A 26,375-nucleotide genomic window follows, 5' to 3' on the forward strand; every position below is an offset into this window, starting at 1 on the left:
AGCGCCCAATTTAGGGCGCTGTTTTTATTCGTGTTCATTATTAATCGCCATGGCAACGGCAATACTCTGAACCAAACATAACGAAGCGGATTGAGAGCGAAAGGCGTCCACTTTGGCTTCTTTGATGACGAAACTGACATCGCTAAAAGCAGCGAGGGGGCTTACCTGACTATCTGTTATCACTATCTGCTTCGCACCTGCTTTGGAAGCCACTTCACTTAGGGCGACGGTTTCATTGGCATAAGGACTAAAGCTGATGGCAACAATGGCATCGTTTGGACCAATCATGCTCAGTTGTTCTTCATACATTCCCCCGAGGCCATCAATCAGAAATGCACGTTTGTTTAAATGACGTAGTGCATAAGTGAAGTAGGAAGCCACGCTAAAAGAGCGGCGTAAGCCAATTAGATAGATGTTTTCACAGCTCTGTAGAATATCGATAGCACTATTAAGATCGTGCTCTGAGGTTTGGTTTGCTAGGAAATTCATGGCTTGTGAGTTGGCGTTGGCAAACTCTTGAAGTATCTGTTTTGGGCTTTCAGGTGCTAATGGTTCAGTGTGTAGTTGCTTGTGGATTCTTGCTCGATCGGTATAGCTTGAGGTCTCTTCAACGATTTTGTTACGAAATAACTGTTTCATCTCATTGAAGCCACTAAAACCAAAGGCGCTGGCAAATCGAATTAAGGTGGAAGGTGGAACTTCGGCTTTCTGCGCAATGATAGCAACAGTTTCCAGTGCGATATCATTTGGGTTATCAAGCACATATTTTGCTACTTGTTGAAGTCGTTTACTTAAGCCGGAATATTCTAAACGTATTTGTTCTTGTAGTTCACTTAATGTAGCAGCCGCTATCATAGAGTTCTCCGAAAGCCAAAATCAAAGGATAGACGTACAAAATACCTCATTTTATAGTGGTTTGAAATATTTGTTTCATTGAGTGTGTAACGAGGAAGAAAAACGCGCCTTGTAAAAAGGCGCGATGAGCCAAACCGAGAGCGACTATACCGAGGCATCCAAGGTATCCTAGATAAGAGCCGCCTCGTACCCTACTCAAAGTTATTCTGTAGTTGCACTATTTACTCTTCTTATGGCGCTTCATATCAAACATAACGGCAAAGATAATGACTAAGCCTTTTACTACTTGCTGCCAGTAGGCCGAAACGTTGAGAAGGTCGAGACCATTTTGAAGTACACCCATAATCATGGTACCGATAATAGTTCCTTGTATCGTACCAATGCCTCCAGCGTGCGATACGCCGCCGACAGTCGCTGCTGCGATTGCATCTAGCTCGTACATGATCCCCAGACCCGGTTGACCAGAGTTGATTCGAGCCGCCAAAATCAGCGCAGATATACCCGCTAACAAACCAGCGTAGGTATAAACCAAGATCTTATAGCGCTTTACATTGATGCCAGAGACGTACGCGGCGGTTTCGTTACCACCGATGGCATAAGCGTATTTACCAAATCGGGTGTAGTTCAGTAGTACATATGAGACGAATGCCATCACAGCGAAAATGATAACAGGAACAGGAATACCCACGATGCTGCCTTGGCCAATCCATTGATAAGAATCAATGAGGCTACTTACAGGGCGGCCATCTGAGTAAAGCAGGGCAGCGCCACGGGCAACGATCATCATACCTAGAGTCGCAATGAATGGAGGAATACCAGTGTAAGCAATGAGTGCTCCATTGATATAACCGCATAATGCGCCAACAGCTAATGCCGCTAGAATAGGAACGATGATAGGTAGCTCTGGCATAGCAGGGTACATACGCATTGACCAGTCGATGGTTTGCGCCATACTAGCTGAGACCACTGCCGCTACCGCAAGCACTGAACCGGAAGATAAGTCAATGCCTCGGGTAATAATGATGATTGTAACGCCAAGAGCAAGAAGACCAATACTTGCCATTTGAGTCATTACATTCAATAAGTTAGCGACTGATAAGAAAACGGGTGAGAGGATGGACATCACTACGCACATAAAGACGAAGACGACGTATATCGCGTACTTGGATATCAATCGTTTGAAATTGGTTTGAGCTTGACCTTCTGATGAGGTCGCTTTAATCAGTTTAGCAATCATAACTGCATTCCTTGAGTTACTACTCTGGCCTCAAGTCCTAATTTGAAAGACTCGCGGTGTTTTAAATTGGGGGTGTCTCAATGTTTAATTGAGTGCCATCGACATGATTTTTTGTTGCGTTGCATCAGGGCCGTCGATAAGACCTTTGAGTTTGCCTTCATGCATAACTAAGATGCGGTCGCTCATTCCCATGACTTCTGGAAGTTCTGATGAGATCATGACCAAGCTTTTACCCATGCCAGTTAGCAGACGCATTAGCTTGTAGATTTCTGACTTCGCTCCAACGTCGATTCCTCTGGTGGGTTCGTCTAGGAATAAGATGTCAGGTTTGGTCAGCATCCAGCGGGCCAACAAGACTTTTTGTTGATTACCGCCGCTCAGGTTGTCGATCATTTCGTACATTCCCGGCGTTTTTACTTTTAGCTTTTCACAGTGGGTTTGGCTGTCTTGCTTCATCTTTCTCACATCGAGCACATTGACGACTTTATTTCGGTAGGCGTCCAAATGAGCAATGGAGGTATTGGCGAAAATATCGAGCATCAGATAAAGCCCTGAATGTCGTCGATCTTCGGTTAGGAATGCCATTTTGTGTCGGATAGCATCTTGTGGTGTGTTAATTTCGACGTAATCACCATTGATTCGAATGGTGCCTGCGTCTTTTTGCCTAACGCCGAAAAGCGTTTCAATTAACTCAGTTCTACCTGCGCCGACTAGACCCGCGATACCAAGGATTTCTCCTTCGTGTAATTTGAAGTTGATATCGCTAAATGCGCCTTCAACGGTGAGGTTTTCCACCTCCAAGCGAGTTTTACCAGGTTTGGCAGTAGGGGGAGGGAATACTTCTCCTAAATCTCGGCCTACCATCATCTGTACCAATTCGTCATTGTTAGTAAGCTTCGCTTCGCGCTCGCCAACAAAACAGCCGTCACGAAAGACAGTAATATCGTCACAGATCCTGAATATCTCATCCATCTTGTGACTGATGTAAACAATCGCACAACCACGAGACTTCAGCATTTCGATGATTTCGAATAGATGGTCAACTTCTTTATCTGTGAGTGCGGAAGTTGGTTCATCCATAATGATGATCTCTGATTGATAGGAGATAGCTTTCGCAATCTCCACCATTTGCATAGTTGCGACGGTCAGTTCACTCATTGGAGTTTTGGGATCGAGTTTTAAGTCCAATTTACTCAATAACTCTGTGGTATCGCTGTACATCTTAGCGTGGTCTACAAGACGTAGTGGCCCTTTTAGCGGTTCTCTACCCAGCCAGATATTTTCTGCGATGCTTCGATGCAGGATAGGAGATAGCTCTTGGTGTATCATTGAAATACCCGCTTCTAACGCTTCTTTGGCGCCTTGAAACTCAACATTTTCTCCCTTGTAGCGAATGGTACCGCTGTCTCTTTGGTAAATACCAAACATCACTTTCATTAGGGTTGATTTACCCGCACCATTTTCACCCATCAACGCCATAACTCGGCCTTGTTTCAAAGTGAGCTGCACATTATCGAGCGCTTTTACACCAGGAAAGGTTTTGGTGATTCCACGCATTTCTAGTAAGACTTGGCTCATACTATTACTACTCCGAAAAAAGCTCCGTATTCTAAAGAGGGGGAGAACACGGAGCGTGGGTGGTTAACCTTTTTGTTTCGCTTCGAATGCTGCTAAATTACTTTGAGTCACAAGCTCAGCGGGGATCCAAGTGACCTGTTGATGTTGTTTGCCTTTAACAGCATCTACCGCAGCATCGATAGCACCTCGTGCTTGGCCCGCGCCATCTTGGAATACAGTAGCGCTTAAGGCTCCATCTTTTACCGCAACCAAACCATCAGGTGTTGCGTCAACGCCAACAACTAAGGTGTCATCAAGCTTGCCTGCTGCGCGCAATGCTTGAATTGCTCCTAGAGCCATGTCGTCATTGTTTGCGACGATGACATCAAGCTTATCTCCTGAATTGAGCCAGTTTTCCATAACCGTCATGCCTTGTGAGCGCTGCCATAGACCAGTTTGTTTTCTAACAACGTGGAAGTTTGGATTTTTAGACAAGTAGTCTTCGACACCTTTAGTGCGCATGATTGCGGCTTCATGAGTCAGCATGCCCATAAGAATGGCAACATTACCGCCGTCCACTGAATCTGTGATGTATTGAGCTTGTGTTTCGCCAAATTTCAGCTCTTCAGAACCAACGTAGAACACATTATCGGGCAGATAGTCAGGTCGACGGTTCAGATAAACAAGCTGAATCCCTGCCTTGATGATTCGGTCTGTAAGAGGTTGCGTGGCATCGGTGTTAACTGGAACCAAAATAATGGCGTCCATTTGCTGAACGATGAAGTTCTCTACTTGGCCTAATTGCTTGGCTGCGTCTTCTTTGGCATCCACAAATGTGAGTTCGACTTTGCCATCAAACTGCTTAGCGTATTTATCCATGGCATCTTTCATATAAACCATGAAGGTGTCATCGAAGTTTGGTATCGCTACTCCAATGCGTGTTACATCGTCTTTTTTCTCTTCCTGACCACAAGCGGTAAGAACAATAAGTCCAAGAACTAATAGCGTCCCTTTAAGCAGTGCTTTGGTGTTTGATGCGAGTATTAACATTCTGTCCAGCAACATAGTAATCCCTTGTTTCTTAGTTGGCATAAATGCCTCCTTGGTGTCCATCACACTTATCTATCGACAAATATGAATATTTCATTTCGTTATTAGATGAAATCTGTAGAGCATTTATTCAGTATTCACTCTGACTTTTTACTAACGGTGGTAGCAAACTTGATTGAAAAATATTTTCTACTATCCGTTGGTTTTTAACTATAAGGTGATGTTCAAAATATCACCACTGTTAATGTGTCGTAATTGTTAAAAGTGTTATCTCGATCTCACTTGATTTTCTTGTTTATTGGTGTTTTTCTTTTTAAATGTATGTTTTAAAACGGAATAAATAATCTGTAACGTGTGTTTTTTAAAAGTTATAAATGGATCGAGGCATGGTAGGGTGATTTGATAAACGATCTCGGTTAAATGAAAAATAATTTTCGATTTCGATCGTTTTTTAGGTTTGTTGATTAGATTGGACATAAAAACTGGCGGCCGATCACGGTTTTTATCGATAATTCCAATTTATAATAAAATGAAATAAACATTTCATTAGTCTTGGAGGAGATGAGGTAATGAGGCAGAAGGATAAGAAGTTTGATGTGATTTGCATGGGCAGGGTGGCCGTCGATTTTTATGGTCAGCAAATTGGTTCACGGCTAGAAGACATGAGCAGCTTTTCGAAATACCTAGGTGGCTCATCTGGTAATGTCGCGTATGGCACAGCGAGACAAGGGTTAAAGTCGTCAATGCTGGCTCGTGTGGGCGATGAACATATGGGGCGATTTCTTCGTGAAGAGCTTGAAAGACTTGGTGTAGACACCAGTTTCTTAATTACTGATAAAGAACGTCTAACTGCCTTAGTCATATTGGGTATCAAAGATGAAGATACTTTCCCGCTGATCTTCTACCGTGACAACTGTGCCGATATGGCCATTACGTCTGACGATATAGACGAAGACTATATTGCGTCAGCACGCTGCCTCGCTATCACGGGCACGCATTTGTCGAATCCTAAGACCCGAGATGCCGTGCTTACTGCACTTCGCTATGCAAGAAAGCACGGCGTAAGAACGGCGTTGGATATCGATTATCGTCCGGTGCTTTGGGGACTAACTTCACTGGGTGATGGTGAGACTCGCTTTATTGAATCAGGAGCTGTCACTGAACAATTACAAGAGGTGCTCGGCCTGTTCGATTTGATCGTCGGGACAGAAGAGGAGTTCCATATTGCAGGTGGTTCAACCGAGACGTTACAAGCACTTAATGGGGTGCGCAAAGTCACTGATGCGACATTGGTTTGCAAACGAGGTGCTTTAGGTTGCTCGGTCTACGATTCGCAAATTCCAGACCACCTTGATGGTGCAATTAACGCAACGGGTGTACGAGTTGATGTGCTTAATGTGCTCGGCGCTGGCGATGCCTTTATGTCTGGACTATTGCGAGGCTACCTCAATGATGAAAGCTGGCAACAAGCGTGTGATTATGCGAATGCTTGTGGAGCACTAGTTGTCTCTCGTCACGGTTGCGCTCCGGCGATGCCTTCGAAAGAGGAGTTGGACGATTACTTATCACGTGCAGAGCAAGTCCCAAGGCCAGACTTAGATACAAGATTGAATCACTTACATCGTGTGACTACTCGAGATAAACAGTGGGACGACCTTTGCATACTTGCCTTTGACCATCGAATTCAATTGGAGCAAATGGCTCAAGATGTCGGTGCGTCATTGAGTCAGTTGCCCAAGCTCAAGAAGCTGATACTAGAAGCGTATTCAGAAACAGTGCGTGAGCAGGGGTTACAAGGCGGAGCCGGTTTGTTATGTGATAGTACTTATGGACAAGCTGCACTCAATGAAGCTACAGGTAAAGGTTGGTGGATTGGAAGACCAATCGAGCTGCCAGGCTCTCGTCCTTTGGAGCTTGAACATGGGAATATTGGTTCGCAACTTGTGTCTTGGCCTAAAGAACACATTGTGAAGTGCTTAGTCTTCTATCATCCTGACGATGCTCTTGAACTCAAAAAGCAACAAGAGCGCCTACTAAGTGATGTTTATCTTGCATGCTGCCAATCAGGGCATGAATTACTGATTGAAGTCATTCTGCCAAGCTCGATGCCTCAAGGTGATAACTATTATATCGAAACGATACAGCGACTCTATCAGTTAGGAATCAAACCGGATTGGTGGAAGTTGCCTCCTCTATTACCTGAAGGCTGGAGAGCGGTTGAAGATCTAGTGTCAAGCAATGACAGCCATTGCTATGGCGTTGTCTTACTTGGATTAGATGCCTCGAAAGAAGCGCTGGCTGAAGGGTTTAAACACGCTCAAGCCAGTAAGCTTGTTAAAGGGTTTGCCGTAGGGCGGACTATCTTTGGTGAGCCTTCGAAAGCGTGGCTTGCTAACCAATTAGATGACGACACATTCAAAGCGAATATAAAGGCGAACTATCTAACGCTTGTTTCAGCGTGGAAAAATCGAATGTAACTACATGCACTCAGGCCGAGTACATCGCAGTGATATTTGATGCCTGAGTATTTATTAGAATTGTGGAGATACTATGGAAACCATTCAAAACTATGTCGCAGGGGCGATTGTTAACAGTGAAAGTGAGCGCTTTGGTGCGGTCTATAACCCTGCAACCGGAGAACAAACAAAACAAGTGGTATTGAGTTACGCTCATGAAGCTGAGCAAGCGGTTGAAGCGGCGAGTACAGCCTTTAAAGCTTGGTCTAAGACGTCACCGCTCAAACGTGCGCGAGTGATGTTTCAATTCAAGGCGTTACTTGAAGCAAATATGGATCGGATAGCACGCACCATTTCAAATGAGCATGGCAAGGTATACTCCGATGCGATAGGGGAGGTGACTCGTGGGTTAGAAGTGGTGGAGTTTGCCTGTGGTATCCCTCACTTACAGAAAGGTGAGCACTCAGCTAATGTCGGTACTGGCGTTGACAGTCACTCTTTAATGCAACCTCTCGGTGTTTGTGTTGGTATTACTCCGTTTAATTTCCCAGCCATGGTTCCAATGTGGATGTTTCCAGTTGCCATAGCGACGGGTAATACTTTTGTGTTGAAACCGTCTGAGAAAGATCCGTCAACGGCTTTGATTCTTGCTGAATTGTTAAAACAAGCGGGATTACCTGATGGTGTCTTTAATGTAGTTAATGGTGATAAAGAAGTTGTAGACGCCTTGCTTACGTCACCTAAAGTAGAGGCGGTTAGTTTTGTTGGTTCTACGCCAATCGCTGAATACATTTATGCCACAGCCTCTGCTCATGGGAAACGCTGCCAAGCCCTTGGCGGGGCGAAGAACCACTGCATCTTGATGCCAGATGCCGATATGGATATGGCGACCAACGCCATTATGGGGGCGGCATATGGTGCTGCAGGTGAGCGTTGTATGGCACTGTCCGTCGCAGTGGCAGTCGGCGATGAGACCGCAAACCGTTTGATTGAGAAGCTCACACAGCAAATTTCACAAATGAAAGTAGGCCCAGGTATTGTGGAGGGTACTGAAAACGATATGGGCCCGGTGATATCTGCGCTTCACAAACAAACCATCTGCGACTATATCACTAGCGGCGAAGAGCAAGGTGCCGAAATTGTTGTTGATGGCCGCGACTTTACCGTGACGGGAAATGAAACAGGGTACTTTGTTGGCCCAACTCTGATTGATAACGTCACGCCAGAAATGACAGTGTATAAGGAAGAGATTTTTGGACCGGTGTTAGCCGTGGTTCGTGTTAGTGACTACGAAACGGCGTTATCATTAATCAATCAACATGAATATGGTAACGGGACCGCTATTTTCACTCGTGATGGGGAAACCGCACGTCAGTTTAGTGAGGATGTTCAAGCTGGCATGGTAGGTGTGAATGTGCCAATTCCTGTTCCAATGGCATTTCATAGCTTTGGAGGGTGGAAGCGTTCTATCTTTGGACCTTTAAACGTTCATGGAAATGATGGCGTACGTTTCTATACCAAGATGAAAACCGTGACTAGTCGTTGGCCTGCGAGTGTTCGATTAGAACAGCATACAAGCTCTTTCTCAATGCCGACGATGGAGTGACCTATACTCAATGTTATCGAGTAACCGAAAGAGGAGCTTTGCTCCTCTTTTTTTGGTTCAGTTGCGGTAAATAGTGTTGAAAATGTGATACATGGTGGCAAGTTTCGTGAAAATCACCGTTAAAACTCAACACTTTTATGTTCTCAAATGTGATTTACATCAAATAACAATCAATCGATGCTTGTTTGATATTTGTACGATTTAACAATTTTTATGCGCCTGGTTGTATTGCGAGATTGATGATTAATGGTGAAGGAATTGTTGTCAAAATGATTGCTGAACAACATGAAATACGTATTACAACTTGCTGATAATATTGTGTTTTTACTTAATTCTAGTGAATGGCTATACGCAATCGACAGACTAGAAACGTGTAGGCTAATCGATTTTTGGCAAAGATGAATTTCTATTTATTCATTTCGATTGAGTAAAAATTGTTAAAATTTGTGACAATAAAGAGATGTATGTATAGTCTCTGGCCACTGACCAAATGTGTCTAAATGTTTCAATGGATGCAAGTTAAGGAGACTAACAATAATGATCACGAATGACGCAGTCATAATGGGCTTACTCGCTGCCATTCTTGGTGGAGTATTTATCACCGAGAGTAGTAAAAACCCTTTCTGGAGAAAGTTCTACTCTTTTGTCCCTGGTCTGTTGCTGTGCTATTTCCTCCCGTCTTTACTTAATACAACGGGCATTATCGACGGTTCTGACTCTAAACTATATTTTGTTGCTAGCCGATACTTACTGCCGGGCGCTTTGGTTCTGTTGATCGTTTCTGCAGATTTGAAGAAGATCTTCGGCTTAGGTTCGAAAGCGGTAATTATGTTCTTAACGGGTACATTGGGCATCATCATTGGTGGACCAGCCGCAATAGTAATTTTAGATTTTATCAATCCAGACCTCGTTTCTGGTGATGTATGGCGTGGCCTAACAACAGTTGCAGGTTCGTGGATTGGTGGCGGTGCTAACCAAGCTGCGATGAAAGAAGTGTTCGGTGTAGGCGACCAACTATTTTCTGCGATGATTACGGTTGATGTTATTTGTGCCAACATTTGGATGGCTATCTTGCTTATCATGGCTGGTCGTCAAAAGAAAATGGATGCATGGCTTAAAGCTGACACCTCTTCTATTGATGAACTAAAAGAAACTGTTGCGAAATATGAAGAGGAAAACTCTCGTCCAATCACAACGACAGATATGATGAAAGTCGTGGCGATCGCCTTTGGCTTAACGGGTCTTGCACATTTTGGCTCTGATTTGATTGCTCCTTGGATCGCAACCAATGCGCCAGGGTTAGAGAAATACAGTCTGACGTCAGGATTCTTCTGGCTCATCGTTCTTGTTACGACATTTGCATTGATTGCTTCTATGTTCAAACCCGCGCGCACACTAGAACATGCTGGAGCCTCTAAAATCGGTTCAGCATTTATCTATATTCTAGTGGCGACTATCGGTATGCAAATGGACGTGACTGCGATTCTAGATAATCCGGGCTACTTCTTTATCGGTATCACATGGCTGACGATTCACGCATTGTTGATGATATTTGTGGCTAAGCTGATTCGTGCACCGCTATTCTTCATGGCTGTAGGTAGCCAAGCCAACGTTGGTGGTGCAGCATCAGCGCCTGTTGTCGCCGCGGCTTTCCACCCATCACTAGCACCAGTAGGTATTTTGATGGCAGTACTTGGTTATGCGCTAGGGACGTACGGAGCTTACATCTGCGGCATCATCATGCAAGCTGCTGTTGGTGTTGTGGGGTAAGCAACAAACAGTATCCCGTTTAAGGCAGTGCGTAAAAGCACTGCCTTTTTAATTTTGGGTTGTCTCAAAAACCCAAAGTACTCTTTTGTTGTTTTTGCAGAGAAAACGGCTCATTTCACACAGTAAATACACATATTTATTGCCGATCAGCATAACCCTCTTGCCTTAGCGTCTGTTTTACGACAATGTGATGAATAGTTATTCAATATTCACAAGCAGGGAGGCTTATGAAACCTCAACTCAAACCGCAAAACCCTAACTTCTCTTCTGGACCATGTAGCAAGCGTCCGGGGTATGATCTCACTCAACTGGATGCTTCCACATTAGGCCGTAGTCACCGTTCGTCTTTAGGCAAAGCGGTTCTGGCTGAGTCGATAGAAAAAACCAAAGCGATACTGGGTATCCCTGAAGACTATCGTGTTGGCATCGTTCCTGCGTCCGATACTGGAGCGATGGAGATGGTGATGTGGTCGATGTTAGGTCATCGTCCAATCGATGTTTTCCACTGGGAGTCGTTTGGCTCAGGTTGGTTAGCGGACATCACCAAGCAATTGAAACTTGAGCAAGTAAATAGCTATTTAGCCGATTATGGGTCGCTACCAGATCTAACGCAGGCAAATCCACAACACGATACCATCTTTACATGGAATGGCACGACCTCTGGAGTGAAAGTCCCGAATGGTGATTGGATTAGTGATGATAGAGAGGGGGTGACTATTTGTGATGCAACCTCCGCTGTGTTTGCGATGCCTATGCCTTGGGAAAAACTGGATGTGGTCACTTTCAGCTGGCAGAAGGTGTTAGGTGGAGAAGGGGCTCATGGGGTCATTGTTTTGAGCCCTAAAGCGGTCGAGCGATTAGAGTCTTATACACCCCCGTGGCCACTGCCGAAGATTTTCCGCATGACAAAAGGTGGAAAGCTTATAGAAGGCATTTTCAAGGGGGCGACGATCAATACGCCCTCTATGTTATGCGTAGTGGACTATATTGACGCTCTAGATTGGGTGGCAGATATTGGCGGTGTAGGTGCGGCGATTGAGAAATCAGAATCCAACCTTGCTGTACTAACAAACTTCGTGGAATCACGAGAGTGGATACACTTCTTAGCTAAAGAACCAACACAACGTTCTAACACCAGTGTATGCCTCACGCTTGATGCATCGGAGCAGCAAGTTAAAGCGATGATTAAATTGTTGGATGATGAAGGTGTCGCGTTTGATATCGGCGCTTATCGGGACGCGCCAGCGGGACTCAGAATTTGGGCAGGGGCTACCGTTGAATCTAGCGACTTGGAAGCGTTACTGCCATGGCTAGATTGGGCTTATGCTGAAGTCACACAATAATTACAAAGCACCTGCTGGTCAGGTGCTTTGTTGTCTCTGGCACAACAGAAAAAAGCCAGCTTTGGGACAATAACAGTACGCTGATGAGTAGAAATGGAATTTCAACTTAAGGTGAAGCGACAATGAAGAAAATAAAGACCTACAACGCTATTTCGAATCAAGGATTGGATAAGTTTTCACGCGACAAATATGAAGTATGTAGTGAGTTTGGTGAGCCTGATGCAATTTTGCTTCGCAGTCATAAACTCCTTGATGAGTCCATTGCTTCAAGCGTTAAAGCTATTGCACGATGCGGAGCAGGGGTAAACAACATCCCGATCAAATCTTGCACGGAAAATGGAATTGTCGTGTTTAATACGCCGGGTGCTAATGCCAATGCAGTGAAAGAGTTGGTATTAACCGGGCTTTTGTTATCGGCAAGAGATGTCGTGGGTGGGATTCGTTACTCCCACACCCTTTCGGATATGACTGATGCTATGGCGATGGATAAGCTATTAGAGAAGGAAAAGAAGCGTTTTTCTGGCTCTGAAATCAAAGGCAAAACACTTGGTGTAATTGGTTTAGGCGCAATTGGTGCCTCTGTCGCTAACACCGCTATTGATCTTGGTATGAACGTGATTGGTTACGATTCAGCGCTGAGTGTTGAAGCGGCTTGGCGGTTATCAAGTCGTATTAAGCGAGCGGAGAATTTAGTGTCGGTGATTGCAAAATGTGATTTCGTGACCGTTCACGTTCCTGCACTGCCTTCAACTATAGGATTGATTAACCACGATTTATTGTCTTCAGCTAAACCAGGCATGGTGTTGCTGAATTTTGCTCGTAAAGAAATTGTCGATACAGACGCAGTAATAACCGCGCTCGAGAATCACCAAATTGATCAGTATGTGACTGACTTTCCAACGCCCTCTCTTATTGGGCGTGATGGCGTGATCCTCATGCCTCATATTGGCGCTTCGACGTCCGAAGCAGAGGAAAATTGCGCCATCATGGGGGCAGAGCAGCTCATTGATTTTTTGGAAAATGGCAACATTACTAATTCAGTTAACTTTCCTACGATTCGTTTAGAAAGGGCAGAGGGCTACCGAATTACGTTTGCTAACGATAATGTCCCTAGGGTCTTGGGTAGCGTATTGTCTCTGTTGGCTGATTTGAATATTAACGTGCTCGATATGCTGAACAAGAGTAGAGAGGAAGTTGCATATACTATTGTGGATATAGAACAAAAACCAACCAGCGAGATACTTTCTTCTATCAGTGGTGTTGAACATGTATTTAATGTGAGGGCGTTATGAGTTAGATAACTATGTTGTTTGGCAAGAGCATCATAGTTACTACATAGATTTAGGAAGTGTATAGAGCCGAGCGCTTTGAGTGACAATCTCATATAAAGCTCAGTAAATTATTACTTTTCTTGGGGATTTAGATTCAGGCTTCTATTCTTTTAAAGAGAAAAGGAGGATGAATGAGTTTTCAAACCAGTCAGGTGCAATATCCAACTACTGCTGATAACAAGCGAGTGTTATTGGTAGAAGATGAAAAAGCGATGCAGATTCGGCTAAGTGCGCTTCTTAACAAAAGAGGTTATGAAGTAATAATCGCAAGCGATGGAGTACGAGCATTAGAATTGCTCGACCAGTACACAGATATCCAGTTAGTTCTTAGTGACTGGTTGATGCCAAATATGGATGGTATTGAGTTGTGTAAACAAGTCAAAAGCGGTTGTTTTGCCCGATATATGTTTTTTGTATTACTTTCTTCTCAAGACGACCAAGCTTCGATTATCCATGGCATGAATGCCGGAGCAGATGATTTTATTGCCAAGAACACCTCCGTCGATGAATTAGATGCACGAATTAAGGCAGGATTTCGAAACCTAGCTCTGCATAACCAATTAGCCACCAAAAATGATGAGCTGAACTCTGCTTATGCTCGTGTTCATCAAGAGCTCATGCTGGCCAATGAACTACTGAGTCAACTCTTACCAACTAAAACTCATTACACGAATGTTGAATTGTCTTATGTGTCTATGCCGTCAACAGAGATCGGTGGCGATACGTTGGGTTGTATTGAATTGGACGAAAACTATTTGGCCTTTTATATCATTGATGTTTCAGGGCATGGCGTTGCGTCGGCATTGTTGTCTTTTTCTGTGCATCAAACATTATCGATTTTTGAAGGCGTCAATTCTGTGGTTATGGACAATACCCGTGATACTCCAGCTATACGTTCTCCTGCCGATGTGTTGTTCCAGCTGAATGAAATCTATTGTCAAGCAGAGACCCATCAACTCTACTTTTCAATGATATATGCAGTTTTGAACCAGCTTACAGGGGAAGTGGATTTGGCTTTTTCAGGTCATCCTCCATTGGTGTGGTACCAAGCGAAGGAACAACAAGTGAAGTTGATCGGTGCGGATGGATTCGTGGTAGGGATGTTTGATTTTGCAAGCTACGAATCTATGAGAATTAATCTTTCCAAAGGGGATGAGCTGTGGCTATACACTGATGGCATAACTGAAGCAAAGCAGAACAATGAGCTATTTGGGGAGAATAGGCTTTGTCAGGCAGTGTCTGACCTTGCCGCTAATTCGTTTAGTTGCAAAGCCAAGCTCCTTGTGAATGAAATAAAGCAATGGCAAAGTGACAAAGACTTTGCTGATGATGTGAGTCTAATTGGAATCAAATGGAAGTAAAACAAGCTATCGATTACGTGCTGTCGTCCGTAGATCAGTCTTGCATGGTGAGGAAAGGGTATGAGTAAGAAGTGTTATCACCAACAATTTGAAAGCTCTATCGATAGTGCAAGAGAAATCGCGGATGCGCTTCATCTATTTTGGACACAAATCGATTTGCGTGCCCCTTTGATGACCGACTTAGAGTTATGTGTTGTTGAGGTTGCCAATAATATCTATGAACATGCCTATCGCTTCCAAGATGGACAAATGATAGAAGTAGCGTGCAGTCATATTTGTGGAAAAATAGTTATTGAGCTGTCAAATGTTGGTCTAGGTTTATGTCAAGAAGAGCTAGAAGTTATGCTTAAAACACCATTGCAGCGTATTGATCTAGAGGACCCAGAGACTTGGACAACATCGGGCCGAGGGTTCTATATTTTGAACACTCTGCTGGACGAAGTAACGATCATGCAGCGTGGCAATAAACATACGTTTTGTTTGGTTAAGCATTATTGATAGGCAGTGTTACTCTAGGACTTTAATACGAGCCAAGCGTTCACCGCACGCCAGTTCTATTGTTGCGTCCATTTGTGTTTGGTGAGAGTTTTTTACAGTTTTCTTTTCGATTGCGACGACATCGCAGCCTAACAGTAAATGATCGTCTTTATAGACTCTCGCATGCCCTTCACTATGAAGTTGTACATAATAGTTATGTTCTGCCATCTCTACGGCTCCATTTTCTTATTGCTTTCAATTAAACATTAGCTGATAACTTGTTGAAATCAATGTTTCGCATTGCGATGCTTTGATGTCATTGATGCATCAGCAAATTAACAATTTATATGACCTAGCCATCAAATTTACATTGTTATTTGAGTAAGGTGAGTTACAATGACCGCTTGCTTTGGCTGGTGCATCCGTATTTGCATCAAAATAAGCAGATAACACAATGAAATCGCGGCAGTTTTCACTTCACTGAAAATTGCTAACCAATAAAACATGTCTTGCTTGGTGTGCAAGACCACTGTAAATAGGATACTACATGCCTGTAATTACTCTTCCTGACGGTAGCCAACGTCAATTTGATAACCCTGTTTCTACAATGGATGTCGCTCTTTCAATCGGTCCTGGTCTTGCGAAAGCAACCATCGCTGGTCGTGTAGATGGCGAACGCGTAGATGCTTGTGATTTAATTGAAAACGATGCGAGCCTAGAAATCATCACGGCGAAAGACGAAGACGGTCTTGAAATTGTTCGCCACTCTTGTGCTCACTTACTTGGTCACGCTATTAAACAACTGTACCCAGATGTGAAAATGGCAATTGGTCCTACGATCGACAATGGCTTTTACTACGATATCGATTTAGAACAGTCTCTTACTATGGAAGACGTTGAAAAAATCGAAAAACGTATGAAAGAGCTAGCAAAAACCAAGTATCAAGTTATCAAGAAAAAGGTTAGCTGGCAGGAAGCTCGTGACACATTTGAAAGTCGCGGCGAACCATACAAGATGGAAATCCTAGACGAGAACGTTTCTAAAGACGACCGTCCAGGCCTTTACCATCATGAAGAATACATCGATATGTGCCGTGGTCCTCATGTTCCTAACATGGGCTTCTGCCAACACTTCAAACTACTGAACGTGGCTGGCGCATATTGGCGTGGTAACAGTGACAACAAGATGCTTCAACGTATCTACGGTACTGCATTCCACGATAAAAAAGCGCTTAAAGCGCACTTGACGCGTCTAGAAGAAGCGGCAAAACGTGACCACCGTAAAATTGGTAAGCAGCTGGATCTATTCCACATGCAGCAAGAAGCACCGGGCATGGTGTTCTGGCACCACAACGGTTGGTCTGTATTCCGTGACCTAGAAGTATTCATTCGTGAAAAACTGACTGAATACGGCTACCAAGAAGTAAAAGGTCCTCTAATGATGGACCGCGTTCTTTGGGAACGTTCTGGTCACTGGGACAAATACGCAGACGCAATGTTCACGACTTCATCAGAAAACCGTGAATACGCGATTAAACCAATGAACTGCCCAGGTCACGTTCAGATCTTTAACCAAGGTCTTAAATCTTACCGTGATCTACCGCTACGTATGGCTGAGTTTGGCTCATGTCACCGTAACGAGCCATCAGGCGCACTTCATGGCATTATGCGTGTTCGTGGCTTCACACAGGATGATGCACACATCTTCTGTACTGAAAGCCAAATCCAAGACGAAGTAACCTCTTGCATCAAGATGGTTTATGACACATACAACACGTTTGGTTTTGATAACATCGTGGTGAAACTGTCGACTCGTCCTGAGAAGCGTGTAGGTAGCGATGAAATCTGGGATCGCTCTGAAGAAGCATTAAAACAATCTCTTGAAGCAATGGAAATTCCATTCGAGATTCAAGAAGGTGAGGGTGCGTTCTACGGTCCTAAGATCGAATTTACTTTATATGATTGCCTAGATCGTGCATGGCAATGTGGTACAGTTCAGCTAGACTTCAACCTACCGGGTCGTCTAGGTGCTACATACGTGGATGAAAACAACGAACGTCAAGTTCCTGTTATGATTCACCGTGCAATCCTAGGTTCTCTTGAGCGTTTCATCGGTATTCTTATCGAAGAATACGCTGGCTTCTTCCCAACGTGGTTGTCGCCAGAACAAGCTGTTATCATGAATATCACTGACAAACAGTCTGATTATGTTCAAGAAGTAACACAAAAACTGCAAAAAAGTGGAATTAGAGCCAAAGCGGACTTGAGAAATGAGAAGATTGGCTTTAAAATCCGCGAACATACTTTGAAGCGTATCCCGTACATGCTTGTTTGTGGCGACCAAGAAATGGAAGCTGGAGAAATTGCAGTACGTACACGTAAGGGTAAGGACCTAGGCAAGTTTAAAGTGGATGACTTTATCTCATACATCCAAGCCGAGGTTTCTAGCCGTAAGCTCAATCTGGAGGAATAAGCTATTAAAGGCGGAAGACGTGGCCAACAACCGGCCAAACAAAACCAGCACCGTTTAAACGGTGAAATTCGTGGCGTTCGTGAAGTTCGTCTAACAGGTGCAGATGGTGAATCTGTTGGTGTCGTATCGATTCAAGAAGCACTAGATGCAGCTGCAGAAGCTGGTATGGATCTCGTAGAGATCAGCCCTAACGCCGAGCCACCAGTCTGTCGTGTGATGGACTACGGCAAGTTCCTCTTCGAGAAGAGCAAAGCTGCGAAAGAGCAGAAGAAGAAGCAAAAGCAGATTCAGATTAAGGAAGTAAAATTCCGTCCTGGAACTGATATTGGAGACTATCAGGTAAAACTACGCAACCTGACGCGTTTCCTAGAAGACGGCAACAAAGTGAAGGTAACAATTCGCTTCCGTGGCCGTGAAATGGCTCACCAAGACATTGGTGTCGACGTTCTAAATCGTCTGAAAGAAGATACTGTAGATTTAGCTGTAGTAGAATCTTTCCCGACTAGAATCGAAGGTCGCCAAATGATCATGGTATTGGCCCCTAAGAAGAAGTAATTAACGGCTTTACAAGTAAGAAAACCCAGCTGTTTTCTGAACAGCTGGGTTTTGTTCGCCCTAATTACTATTGTTTAATCAACTCAACAATGCGGAGTTATTCATCATGCCTAAGATGAAAACCAACAAAGGTGCTGCTAAGCGTTTTAAGAAAACTGCTGGTGGTATTAAGTACAAGCACGCTACAAAACGTCACATTCTGACTAAGCGTACTACTAAGAACAAGCGTCAGCTTCGTCCAAATGCAATCCTTCCTAAGTGTGAAGTGGCTGCAGTTGTTCGTATGATGCCATACGCTTAATTCTTTTTAGTTTATCAATCGTTTAGTTTAGGAGAGACATAATGCCTCGCGTAAAACGTGGTGTACAAGCTCGTGCACGTCATAAGAAAGTTCTAAAACAAGCTAAAGGTTACTACGGTGCACGTTCACGTGTTTACCGCGTAGCTTTCCAAGCAGTTACTAAAGCTGGTCAATACGCTTACCGTGACCGTCGCAACAAGAAACGTCAATTCCGTCAACTGTGGATTGCACGTATCAACGCTGCATCTCGTCAAAATGGTCTATCTTACAGCCGTTTCATCAACGGTCTTAAGAAAGCATCTATCGAGATCGACCGTAAGATCCTTGCTGACATCGCGGTATTCGACAAAGCTGCATTCGCAGTTCTAGTTGAAAAAGCGAAAGCTGCTCTTTAATTAGCAGTTAGGTCTATGTAAAAGGGGAGCGAAAGCTCTCCTTTTTTGTATCTAAAGAATATTAGATAACGGACTTTTCACGCCACTCGCTCCTCGGTTAATGACGTGCGTGTATATTTGAGTCGTCTTAAGATCTGTATGTCCTAATTGTTCCTGCACTGTTCTAATATCTGCGCCACTTTCCAATAAGTGAGTTGCAAATGAATGTCGCAACGTGTGACAGCTAACCCGCTTTTCTATCCCCGTCTTTTTCACCGCAGATTTCAGAGCTTTTTGTACGCTCGACTCATTAATATGGTGTCGACGAATCAAATCAGAAGTAGGATCAATGGACAACCGAGCAGAAGGAAACAGAAACTGCCAGTTGAGCTCTTTGTTTGAGTTTGGGTATTTAGTCGCCAATGCATTGGGGAGCCACACGCCAGAATAGTCACTCTGCTTAACATCTTGCCTCCAAATACTCTCAACGTGTTGCTGCTGTCGCCGTATCGCTGGGAATAGCTCTCTGGCTAACGTCACTACTCGATTCTTATTTCCTTTCGCTCGCCATATTCTCAACGCCCCATAATCAAAGTCGATATCTTGATACCTGAGCCGAAGGCACTCCATAAGGCGCAGTCCAGAGCCATACATGAGTTGTGCTGGCAATAAAAAGCTCGGCGGCATACTTTCAAGCACTTTACTCACTTCCTTTACTGTGAGGACTGTAGGGAGCTTTTTGCTCTTATTAGATTTCTTAAAGCGCATATTGACGTCTATAGGGTCATGAAGGATATGTTTATATAAAAACACTAGCGCGTTGAGTGCTTGATTCTGAGTACGCATAGCCAAGTTACGACTTGTAATCAAATAGGAAAGAAAATCTTCCACCTCCGCAGTACCCATTTCCTTTGGATGCTTTTTATCGTGATAAACAATGTACTGAAATATCCAAGAGAGGTAGGCGTCTATTGTCCTTTCCGAATAGTGCCTCGCGCGCATAAAGTCACGAATGTAGTTTAAAAACGGGGATTTCATAACTTACTCCGATACTGTGTTTATGTACAGTTTTTGAGTCTAAGTAAGATTTGAGGACTTATACGGAAAATTTCCGCATTTTGTGATGTGCAACAAAGCTAATAATACTTAATCAACTGATTTTCATACACTAATGATCTAACATGGTCAGATTCTATGTTATTAGAAGGCGGTAGCGTGTGCGGAAGTACGGAAATAATCCGTCTATAAAGCGTTAGGCATCCAATGCGTACAACCAGACTATGATGTTCATTTTTAGTGTATCATTAGTGTTTTCAATAACTTTAAAGATGTAGAAATGTCAAATTGGTTTCAGAGTCATCCCGCAACTACAATTATAGGGCACACCATTCTAGTTGCTGTTACGACATGGGGTGTGTCGTCATTTATATTAGATGAAAACAAAATAAACTATTACAAAGCTCAGAACGAAACCGCAAATTCTCAGATAAAAAATGAACAGACGATTACATCACAGTACAAGGCTAAGGTTTCGATACTAGAGAGTGAGATCAAGCAGTTGAGGCAAGAGAATGCACGCTATTTAGCTTGGTTAAATCAAGAGCCTAAGAGTATTCCAGCGATGGAAAATAAGATTATTGAGTTAGAATCTCAGTTACTATCTATAAAAAAGGAAAACTCGTCGATTAGTGACACTAACAAGGAAGGTGATGCAGTCATTACGGAACCTTACGAATACAGTAGCACTTTTGTAAAAGGTGAATCTTTTGTTGACCCTCTAACTAAAGCCGTTGTAGGTATTTCGGACATAAACCCTGATAATACTGCTTATGGAGTTGTTAATATTCCAGGTGTGGACAGCATTAAATTAAGTCGAGCTAAACCTGGCACATCATGGGACTTTTCGTATTCGGGGTCAAATTACAAATTGGTCATTAAAAGTGTTAATTGGCTAAATAATACTGCTTCAGTCTCGATATTTGAGTTGTAATTGACCTAAGATGCCTAACAAATTGCTTAAGAGTGACGGCTAACCTATGGCATTTTTGGTTTGGTTGAGTTTAGTGATTACGGTGGCTGTGCTCAGGTTTCGTGGAAGTTAGCCGCACCTTAGCAAAGCGTTATAAGCTTAAAGGGAATTAAATGAAACATCATGTAATGCTAGATATTGATGGAACACTACTACAGTCATATGCAATGGATGAACAGTGTTTTGTTGATGCTGTGCGAGAAACTACAGGGCTTGAAGTATCTACAGATTGGGGTAGTTATCCCTTTGTCACAGATAGAGGAATATTAAAAACCTTTATTGAGCAACAAGGCCTCAAATATTCTCTAGCTGAATTAGAGAGTCTCGTTAAGCCTATTTTTATCCGTAATGTTCAGCAATCGGTTAAAACATCACCTACCCAAGAAGTATCCGGAGCCAAAAAATTCGTGTCATATCTGTTAGACAGTGACGAATATGTTGTTTCTATTGCTACAGGTGGGTGGGGAGAAACAGCTAAGATAAAGTTGGAATCAGCTGGTTTTGAAACTGAGAAACTAGCGATTATGTCATCAAATGATCACTACTCTCGTATCAAAATTATGGAGTTGGCAAAATCAGCAATCAACCAAATTGATAACTATCCTGTTACCTATTTTGGTGACGCAGAATGGGACTTAGAAGCGTGCAAAGAGTTAGCTATTAATGTAGTGATTGTCGGTGGTAGAGTAAATCATTACCAGCGTATTCAAGACTTTAACTGTTTAGATACTGCTCTGAGTTTCGTGAAATAGGTCTGTACTACTCTTCACCACGCTTATAACAAAGCGTTTAAGACGGATTCACAACGCTTGGCATTTTCGGTTTTATTCAGTTTAAGTGTTTACGGCATAATGGTTTAGGTTAGGTGGTCGCGTTGTTCACCACTTAACGCGGCGTTATGAGGCTTATGGAAATAAAAATAGAACCTGTCTTGCTGAGCGATTTCGAAGAGGTTTTTGCTACGGTAAAGAGAGGTTTGTTTGATCACGTTGACGCAGTCTTTGGTTGGGATGACCAATTTCAACGTCACCGACTAAAAACAGAATATGAGACTGGTTGGTTTCACTGGCTCTACGTTGATAATAAACGTGCTGGTTTGTTGTGTTTTAAACCTTATGATGACGCGCTCCATGTGCACTTTCTTGTCATTGAGGCTTCTTATCAAGGTAGGCAAATTGGCGCTACTGTCATGACAATGGTTCATGATCAAGCAATTACAGAGATGAAGCAGCAAGTAACACTCTCAAGCTTTAAGCGTAACCTGAGGGCAATATCTTTCTATGAGAGTCTCGGATACGAAGTAGTGGACAGCGATGAAAATTTTGTTTCTTTGGTGTGGAGGGTCGCCTCATAACAAGTTACTCAAACGGACGCCATACGCTTGGCGCTTTTGGTTAGAAGTTATGTGCGTGTGGTAAGTTAGTCGTAAGCGCCGTTTAGTAAAGCGTTATGTGCTTGGAGGAAAAGTGCAATTTGTCGAAGTCAAAAGTAGCGAAATTCCACTAGATTTGCTGCTCGAAGCTGATCCGTCTGAGGTTAGTATTTCATCATATTTATCCGATTCATGGTGTTTCGCGGCGGTAGATAACGGACGTATTTTGGCGGCGTGTATAGTGAAGCCCGAAACCCAAAGCCTTGCTGAAATATTCAATGTCTCTGTATACCCAAAGTTACAAGGTCAGGGTTTAGGCTCTCAATTATTAAAGTCTGTCCTGTCTCGGTTATCAGGAAAGGGAATCACTCGTGTTGAATTGTGTACAGGCACTTTTGGTTACCAACTAACTTATTATCAACGTCTTGGTTTTCGGGTTGACTCAATCATCAAGGATTACTTCTTGCTAAATTATCCAGAGCCAATTCATGAAAATGGTATCCAACACAAAGACATGCTGAGATTGTTCGTGCAACTTTAGTACGCACATAACAAGCGCTTCAAGCGGATTCGTAACGCGTGGCAATTTTGGTTTCAATTTAGGGTTTGGTGTTTACGGTGGTAATTTCAGCTTCGGTGGCGCGTTACTCACCACTTAAGCGGGCGTTAGGCATCAGAACTAATTCGGAGAAATTATGACAGATTTACCTAGTTGGTGGAAAGAAGCCATCTCTATTGAATATTTAGATTGCAGAGACTTTACTCATAAAGAAGGAAGATTTGGAAAATTTGACTTTGAGATGGTAGACCAGTTCGAATTAGAACACGCTCTAAGACAGTATAAAGTTGTTTCTTATGGGCAGCTTATTCAAAATACTGACCCTAAAACTTTCAGTGCAAGAATGGTGATGGGTTTGGTTAGCCCAATAACCAAACCGATTATTGATGGAAAAATAAATGAAATTATCCCAAATGGTGTGGTATCTAAGCATCACTTTCCTTTTTTGGGTAATTCAATCGATGTAGTTGATCCAATTGAAGGTTTCAATTCATACATTCAAGTCTTAGATGATGGTGTTTTATATCAGTGGGAAGTGGCAAGACTTGAAAATGTAGAGGGTCGTCATTATGGAAGGTGGGTTTCTGACTATGTAGATTTAAGTGATTTTGACAAACTTCATGATGAGTTTCAGGATGTAATGCGCAAGAAGCAAAGCTTACCTACTGAAGATTACACAGAAGTCGCACAGGCTTATGTTAAAAAGCTTCGGAAACTTAGGTTATCTGCTTTTTCGAAACTATTAACCGTACATGAAAAACTTAAAGAAAGTGATTTTCAAAGTCGGAAAAAAACGGTGGCTTATAAACCTCCATCATTGTCTCATTTCGAAACAATGAAAATCGAAAATAATGAAATATACACCGTTTGTATGATTGCACCTGTGTTCTACAGAGCTGCCCGCAAACATATTCGAGCGGCAGAAAAGTTAACTCAAGAGTCAGGAGGGGAGCATCCATCTCAACTCGACAAAATTTATGAAGAAAGATCGCAGGCTATTATTATGTCAGCAGCTTGTTTTGAAGCTATAGCAAATGAAGTCGGAAGCCATACCTTCAAATCAAATTGGGGAGCTTTAGAGAAACTTACGCCAATAGAAAAACTGAAACTTGTATTTAGCTATTCAGAGCCATCAGAGGAACTTGATATATCTAAGCACCCATTTCAATTACTATCAAAAATCATTTCTACGAGAAATGAAATGATTCACTTTAAGCATGAATATAAAAAAGTTAAGGTAGAAAATGGCGTTGCAATATCAAAAATGGAAGCTCTGTTAAACAAAGAGCTGATTGCAAACCTATCTAATGTATTAAGTGACGGTATTGAAAAAATTTACATGGTATCAGGCTTTGATAGTCCTAAATGGTTGAACGACCAAGCTGGTTGGAGTATCAGCAAAGATGCCTAACAAAGCATTTAAGAGTGATTCGCAACGCTTGGCGGTTTCGCTTCGCTCAAGTATAGCCAAGCGCCGCTCACACCTTAATGCGGCGTTAGCACTATATGAGGATACTATGGATTTACCAAATCAAATAAAACAACATAAAGCTGAATCTGATTCATACGCTATTCTTCTTTATCATCTCCGGGATGTTGGCATTTTCCGTAATGTTACCGAAAATGATTATGGTATCGACTTTGAAATCGAATTTGTAGAGGATGGAAGAGTAGTCGGAAATTATATCAAGGCACAAGTTAAAGCTTCCGAAAATCTTGTTATCCGTAATAGTGACTCCGTACCCACAATATCTGGAATTAAACAAAGTACGCTAAACTATTGGGCACAGCTTAGCTTTAAAAGCCATGTTGTTGCGTACGCAGTTGATCTGAAAACTGAGAATATCTATATCTCAAAACCTTTGTTTTGGGATGTTATTTCAAAGATTGACCGGAGTAATTCAACAAAAACAATAGAATTTTTACCACATCAAAATAGTCTTAAGTCACAGGTTCCTGTTGCTAAGGTGTTCACAAAAGCTTACTCAGTATTCCCTTCATTGCTAGATGAGATATACAACCATAAACTGGGGCTAAAAAACCTGAAGAGATTTGCTAGCTTATATGCTGATGTATTTCACTATGACATTGGTTCTGAAGTTGAAAATCAAGATGATTTCGCCACTTTTTTAGAAGTTTGCAAAGTCCTACTAGTTCATGAAAATTTTGATAACTCAAAGTTTTCAGATGAGGAGAAAAAATATAGGTATAGCTACCAATATTGGTGCAACCAATCTGTGAACAGTGGTTATGATGATGAAGTGGTTAATTTTATTGCGAGAAAACCAATGGAAGTATTGTTTCCTCTATATCTCGATGCTCTTCAAAAGTATGAAAACCGAGTTTTTTCTGGACAATACTTTTGGCTGCACAAAGACCCAACCTACTTAAGGTTGGTATATGAAAACATCATACCAACAGCGAGAGACCATGACGGTATTAGTGATCTAGGTTATGACTACCCGCGGGAAAGAAGAAATCATGGGTTAACTTTTCATAGCTATTGTGCACAAATATAGTGCTAACAAAGCATTTAAGAGTGATTCGCAACGCTTGGCAGTTTCGCTTCGCTCAAGTATAGCCAAGCGTTGCTCACACCTTAATGCGGCGTTATATTTTTAATTGGCTAGGTTAGGCTCTAAGGATAAAAATGTATATTGAGTCACAAGAAAAGATTTACTATAGCAACAAAGAACCAATTCCTTTGGATGATGTTATCGCATCATTGCAAGGATATTCAGAATTAATAAAAATGCTTCCAACGGTGCTTGAACATCTTGATGACAGCCTCGTTATCGAAGACATCAAAGTTTACGTTGATGAGGTCAGCAAAGGTAGCCTTTGGGAGGTCTTACTAATTGGTTTAGCTTTTGGTAGTCAGCAATCACTAGACTGCCATTTGACTGGTGTAAACGACTGGGCTCATGAAAAACTTATGAATGCAGGAATAACTAACAAGAATATTCGAAACGGCTTGATTGTACTAGTAGCAATACTTGCTGTAACAGGAGCTTCTATGGCTCTTGATCATATGAAAAAGTTGCTTGGTGGGCGCGACGAGAGCACTGCTACAATCCAAGCAAACAATAACATATTTATTAACATAGGAGCTGAAGCATACGGTACAACACCAGATGCAATTCAGTCTGCTATTGCTCATGCAATTGATGTGCATGGTCAAACAAAGGTTGCTAAAGAAGCAAGAAAAATTATTGCACCAGCCAAGTTAGAACAGGGAGCTGAAGTTAAGTTCTTCTCTGGTGCTAATGCATCTGATGCACCAATAGTAACTTTTGATAGTGATTTGGTGGAGGCTCTTCCAAGTTATGATTTCAATGAGGGCGACGTATCTATCCCTCAAAATAACGTCGATGTTTACATTACTAGCATGGATCTTGAGCGTCATAAAACTGGCTGGGCAGCGCATATTCCTTCGATCTCCGAAAACAAAAGGATTCCGATTAGCTTTAACTCAGACGAGAATCTTGAGCAAATTGCTTCTGAGCGAAACTATAAAGCCAATATTACAGTCGTATATGGACGTGACAAAAAGTCTGGAGACTTAAAACCAAAGCGTGCGCTGATCACTTCATTAGGACAGAAGCTCGAAAAAGGTTATAAAGACAAAAAAATATAACAAGCAATTTAAGCAGACCCTCAACGCTTGGC

24 protein-coding genes are annotated in these 26,375 nt (G+C 42.6%); 18 read left to right on the forward strand and 6 right to left on the reverse strand.

Annotated features, from left to right (window positions below; all coding sequences use genetic code 11):
- Window positions 1-24 precede the first annotated feature (24 nt).
- The 4 genes from VME0621_RS17715 to VME0621_RS17730 form a co-directional block, all read right to left on the reverse strand.
- Window positions 25-855: a MurR/RpiR family transcriptional regulator gene (locus VME0621_RS17715; RefSeq protein WP_006070654.1), complete on the reverse strand. Its 831-nt coding sequence runs from the start codon at window positions 853-855 to the stop codon at window positions 25-27.
- A gap of 217 nt (window positions 856-1,072) precedes the next feature.
- Window positions 1,073-2,092, reverse strand: coding sequence for an ABC transporter permease (locus VME0621_RS17720; protein WP_062460176.1), 1,020 nt, complete (start codon window positions 2,090-2,092; stop codon window positions 1,073-1,075).
- An 84-nt stretch (window positions 2,093-2,176) separates the two neighbouring features.
- Window positions 2,177-3,670, reverse strand: coding sequence for a sugar ABC transporter ATP-binding protein (locus VME0621_RS17725; RefSeq protein WP_006070656.1), 1,494 nt, complete (start codon window positions 3,668-3,670; stop codon window positions 2,177-2,179).
- Between the two features lie 63 nt (window positions 3,671-3,733).
- Window positions 3,734-4,741: a sugar ABC transporter substrate-binding protein gene (locus VME0621_RS17730; protein ID WP_062460178.1), complete on the reverse strand. Its 1,008-nt coding sequence runs from the start codon at window positions 4,739-4,741 to the stop codon at window positions 3,734-3,736.
- 527 nt (window positions 4,742-5,268) lie between these two features.
- Between VME0621_RS17730 and VME0621_RS17735 the strand changes: the two genes are divergently transcribed.
- From VME0621_RS17735 to VME0621_RS17765, 7 genes are all read left to right on the forward strand, one after another.
- A complete protein-coding gene (locus tag VME0621_RS17735) occupies window positions 5,269-7,176 on the forward strand; it encodes a bifunctional 5-dehydro-2-deoxygluconokinase/5-dehydro-2-deoxyphosphogluconate aldolase (RefSeq protein ID WP_062460179.1) in 1,908 nt (635 codons plus the stop codon).
- A gap of 73 nt (window positions 7,177-7,249) precedes the next feature.
- Window positions 7,250-8,761 (forward strand): CoA-acylating methylmalonate-semialdehyde dehydrogenase, encoded by a 1,512-nt coding sequence (locus tag VME0621_RS17740; RefSeq protein WP_062460181.1) that lies wholly within the window; start codon window positions 7,250-7,252, stop codon window positions 8,759-8,761.
- 537 nt (window positions 8,762-9,298) lie between these two features.
- Window positions 9,299-10,531, forward strand: coding sequence for a DUF819 family protein (locus tag VME0621_RS17745; protein ID WP_038228439.1), 1,233 nt, complete (start codon window positions 9,299-9,301; stop codon window positions 10,529-10,531).
- Window positions 10,532-10,758: 227 nt separating this feature from the next.
- A complete protein-coding gene (locus tag VME0621_RS17750) occupies window positions 10,759-11,874 on the forward strand; it encodes a phosphoserine transaminase (protein ID WP_062460183.1) in 1,116 nt (371 codons plus the stop codon).
- Between the two features lie 122 nt (window positions 11,875-11,996).
- Complete coding sequence (locus tag VME0621_RS17755; RefSeq protein WP_062460185.1) at window positions 11,997-13,166, forward strand: 3-phosphoglycerate dehydrogenase family protein; 1,170 nt, start codon at window positions 11,997-11,999, stop codon at window positions 13,164-13,166.
- Window positions 13,167-13,336: 170 nt separating this feature from the next.
- A complete protein-coding gene (locus VME0621_RS17760; protein WP_062460186.1) occupies window positions 13,337-14,566 on the forward strand; it encodes a PP2C family protein-serine/threonine phosphatase in 1,230 nt (409 codons plus the stop codon).
- 60 nt (window positions 14,567-14,626) lie between these two features.
- Complete coding sequence (locus tag VME0621_RS17765) at window positions 14,627-15,064, forward strand: ATP-binding protein (RefSeq protein ID WP_062460188.1); 438 nt, start codon at window positions 14,627-14,629, stop codon at window positions 15,062-15,064.
- Between the two features lie 9 nt (window positions 15,065-15,073).
- Here VME0621_RS17765 and VME0621_RS17770 read toward each other — a convergent pair whose 3' ends face one another.
- Complete coding sequence (locus VME0621_RS17770) at window positions 15,074-15,271, reverse strand: hypothetical protein (RefSeq protein ID WP_062460190.1); 198 nt, start codon at window positions 15,269-15,271, stop codon at window positions 15,074-15,076.
- Between the two features lie 319 nt (window positions 15,272-15,590).
- Here VME0621_RS17770 and thrS point away from each other — a divergent pair, with 319 nt between their 5' ends.
- The 4 genes from thrS (at window position 15,591) to rplT (ending at window position 18,767) form a co-directional block, all read left to right on the forward strand.
- Window positions 15,591-17,516, forward strand: coding sequence for a threonine--tRNA ligase (gene thrS, locus VME0621_RS17775; RefSeq protein ID WP_031494507.1), 1,926 nt, complete (start codon window positions 15,591-15,593; stop codon window positions 17,514-17,516).
- Window positions 17,517-17,519: 3 nt separating this feature from the next.
- Window positions 17,520-18,071, forward strand: coding sequence for a translation initiation factor IF-3 (gene infC / locus VME0621_RS17780; protein ID WP_081411588.1), 552 nt, complete (start codon window positions 17,520-17,522; stop codon window positions 18,069-18,071).
- Between the two features lie 106 nt (window positions 18,072-18,177).
- Window positions 18,178-18,372: a 50S ribosomal protein L35 gene (rpmI, locus tag VME0621_RS17785; protein WP_004401085.1), complete on the forward strand. Its 195-nt coding sequence runs from the start codon at window positions 18,178-18,180 to the stop codon at window positions 18,370-18,372.
- 41 nt (window positions 18,373-18,413) lie between these two features.
- Entirely contained in the window at window positions 18,414-18,767 is a 354-nt protein-coding gene (rplT, locus tag VME0621_RS17790; protein WP_004401084.1) for a 50S ribosomal protein L20, read from the forward strand.
- A gap of 51 nt (window positions 18,768-18,818) precedes the next feature.
- Here rplT and VME0621_RS17795 read toward each other — a convergent pair whose 3' ends face one another.
- On the reverse strand, window positions 18,819-19,784 hold the full coding sequence (locus VME0621_RS17795; RefSeq protein WP_082795531.1) for an integron integrase: 966 nt from the start codon (window positions 19,782-19,784) through the stop codon (window positions 18,819-18,821).
- 298 nt (window positions 19,785-20,082) lie between these two features.
- Here VME0621_RS17795 and VME0621_RS17800 point away from each other — a divergent pair, with 298 nt between their 5' ends.
- The 7 genes from VME0621_RS17800 to VME0621_RS17830 all read left to right on the forward strand — a co-directional run bounded on the left by VME0621_RS17800 (window position 20,083) and on the right by VME0621_RS17830 (window position 26,343).
- Window positions 20,083-20,736: a hypothetical protein gene (locus tag VME0621_RS17800; protein ID WP_062460192.1), complete on the forward strand. Its 654-nt coding sequence runs from the start codon at window positions 20,083-20,085 to the stop codon at window positions 20,734-20,736.
- 152 nt (window positions 20,737-20,888) lie between these two features.
- Window positions 20,889-21,527 (forward strand): HAD family hydrolase, encoded by a 639-nt coding sequence (locus tag VME0621_RS17805; protein WP_062460193.1) that lies wholly within the window; start codon window positions 20,889-20,891, stop codon window positions 21,525-21,527.
- A gap of 146 nt (window positions 21,528-21,673) precedes the next feature.
- A complete protein-coding gene (locus VME0621_RS17810) occupies window positions 21,674-22,129 on the forward strand; it encodes a GNAT family N-acetyltransferase (protein WP_062460195.1) in 456 nt (151 codons plus the stop codon).
- A gap of 112 nt (window positions 22,130-22,241) precedes the next feature.
- Window positions 22,242-22,688 carry a GNAT family N-acetyltransferase gene (locus VME0621_RS17815; protein ID WP_062460196.1) on the forward strand — a complete coding sequence of 149 codons (447 nt, stop codon included), beginning with the start codon at window positions 22,242-22,244 and terminating at the stop codon, window positions 22,686-22,688.
- A 154-nt stretch (window positions 22,689-22,842) separates the two neighbouring features.
- A complete protein-coding gene (locus VME0621_RS17820; RefSeq protein ID WP_062460198.1) occupies window positions 22,843-24,117 on the forward strand; it encodes a hypothetical protein in 1,275 nt (424 codons plus the stop codon).
- Window positions 24,110-25,225, forward strand: coding sequence for a DUF4365 domain-containing protein (locus VME0621_RS17825; protein ID WP_062460201.1), 1,116 nt, complete (start codon window positions 24,110-24,112; stop codon window positions 25,223-25,225). The genes VME0621_RS17820 and VME0621_RS17825 overlap by 8 nt, the downstream gene beginning before the upstream one ends.
- A 131-nt stretch (window positions 25,226-25,356) precedes the next feature.
- Window positions 25,357-26,343 (forward strand): hypothetical protein, encoded by a 987-nt coding sequence (locus tag VME0621_RS17830; protein WP_062460203.1) that lies wholly within the window; start codon window positions 25,357-25,359, stop codon window positions 26,341-26,343.
- The last annotated feature ends 32 nt before the right edge of the window (window positions 26,344-26,375 follow it).

Source organism: Vibrio mediterranei, from assembly GCF_900088415.1.
GTDB lineage: Bacteria > Pseudomonadota > Gammaproteobacteria > Enterobacterales > Vibrionaceae > Vibrio > Vibrio mediterranei.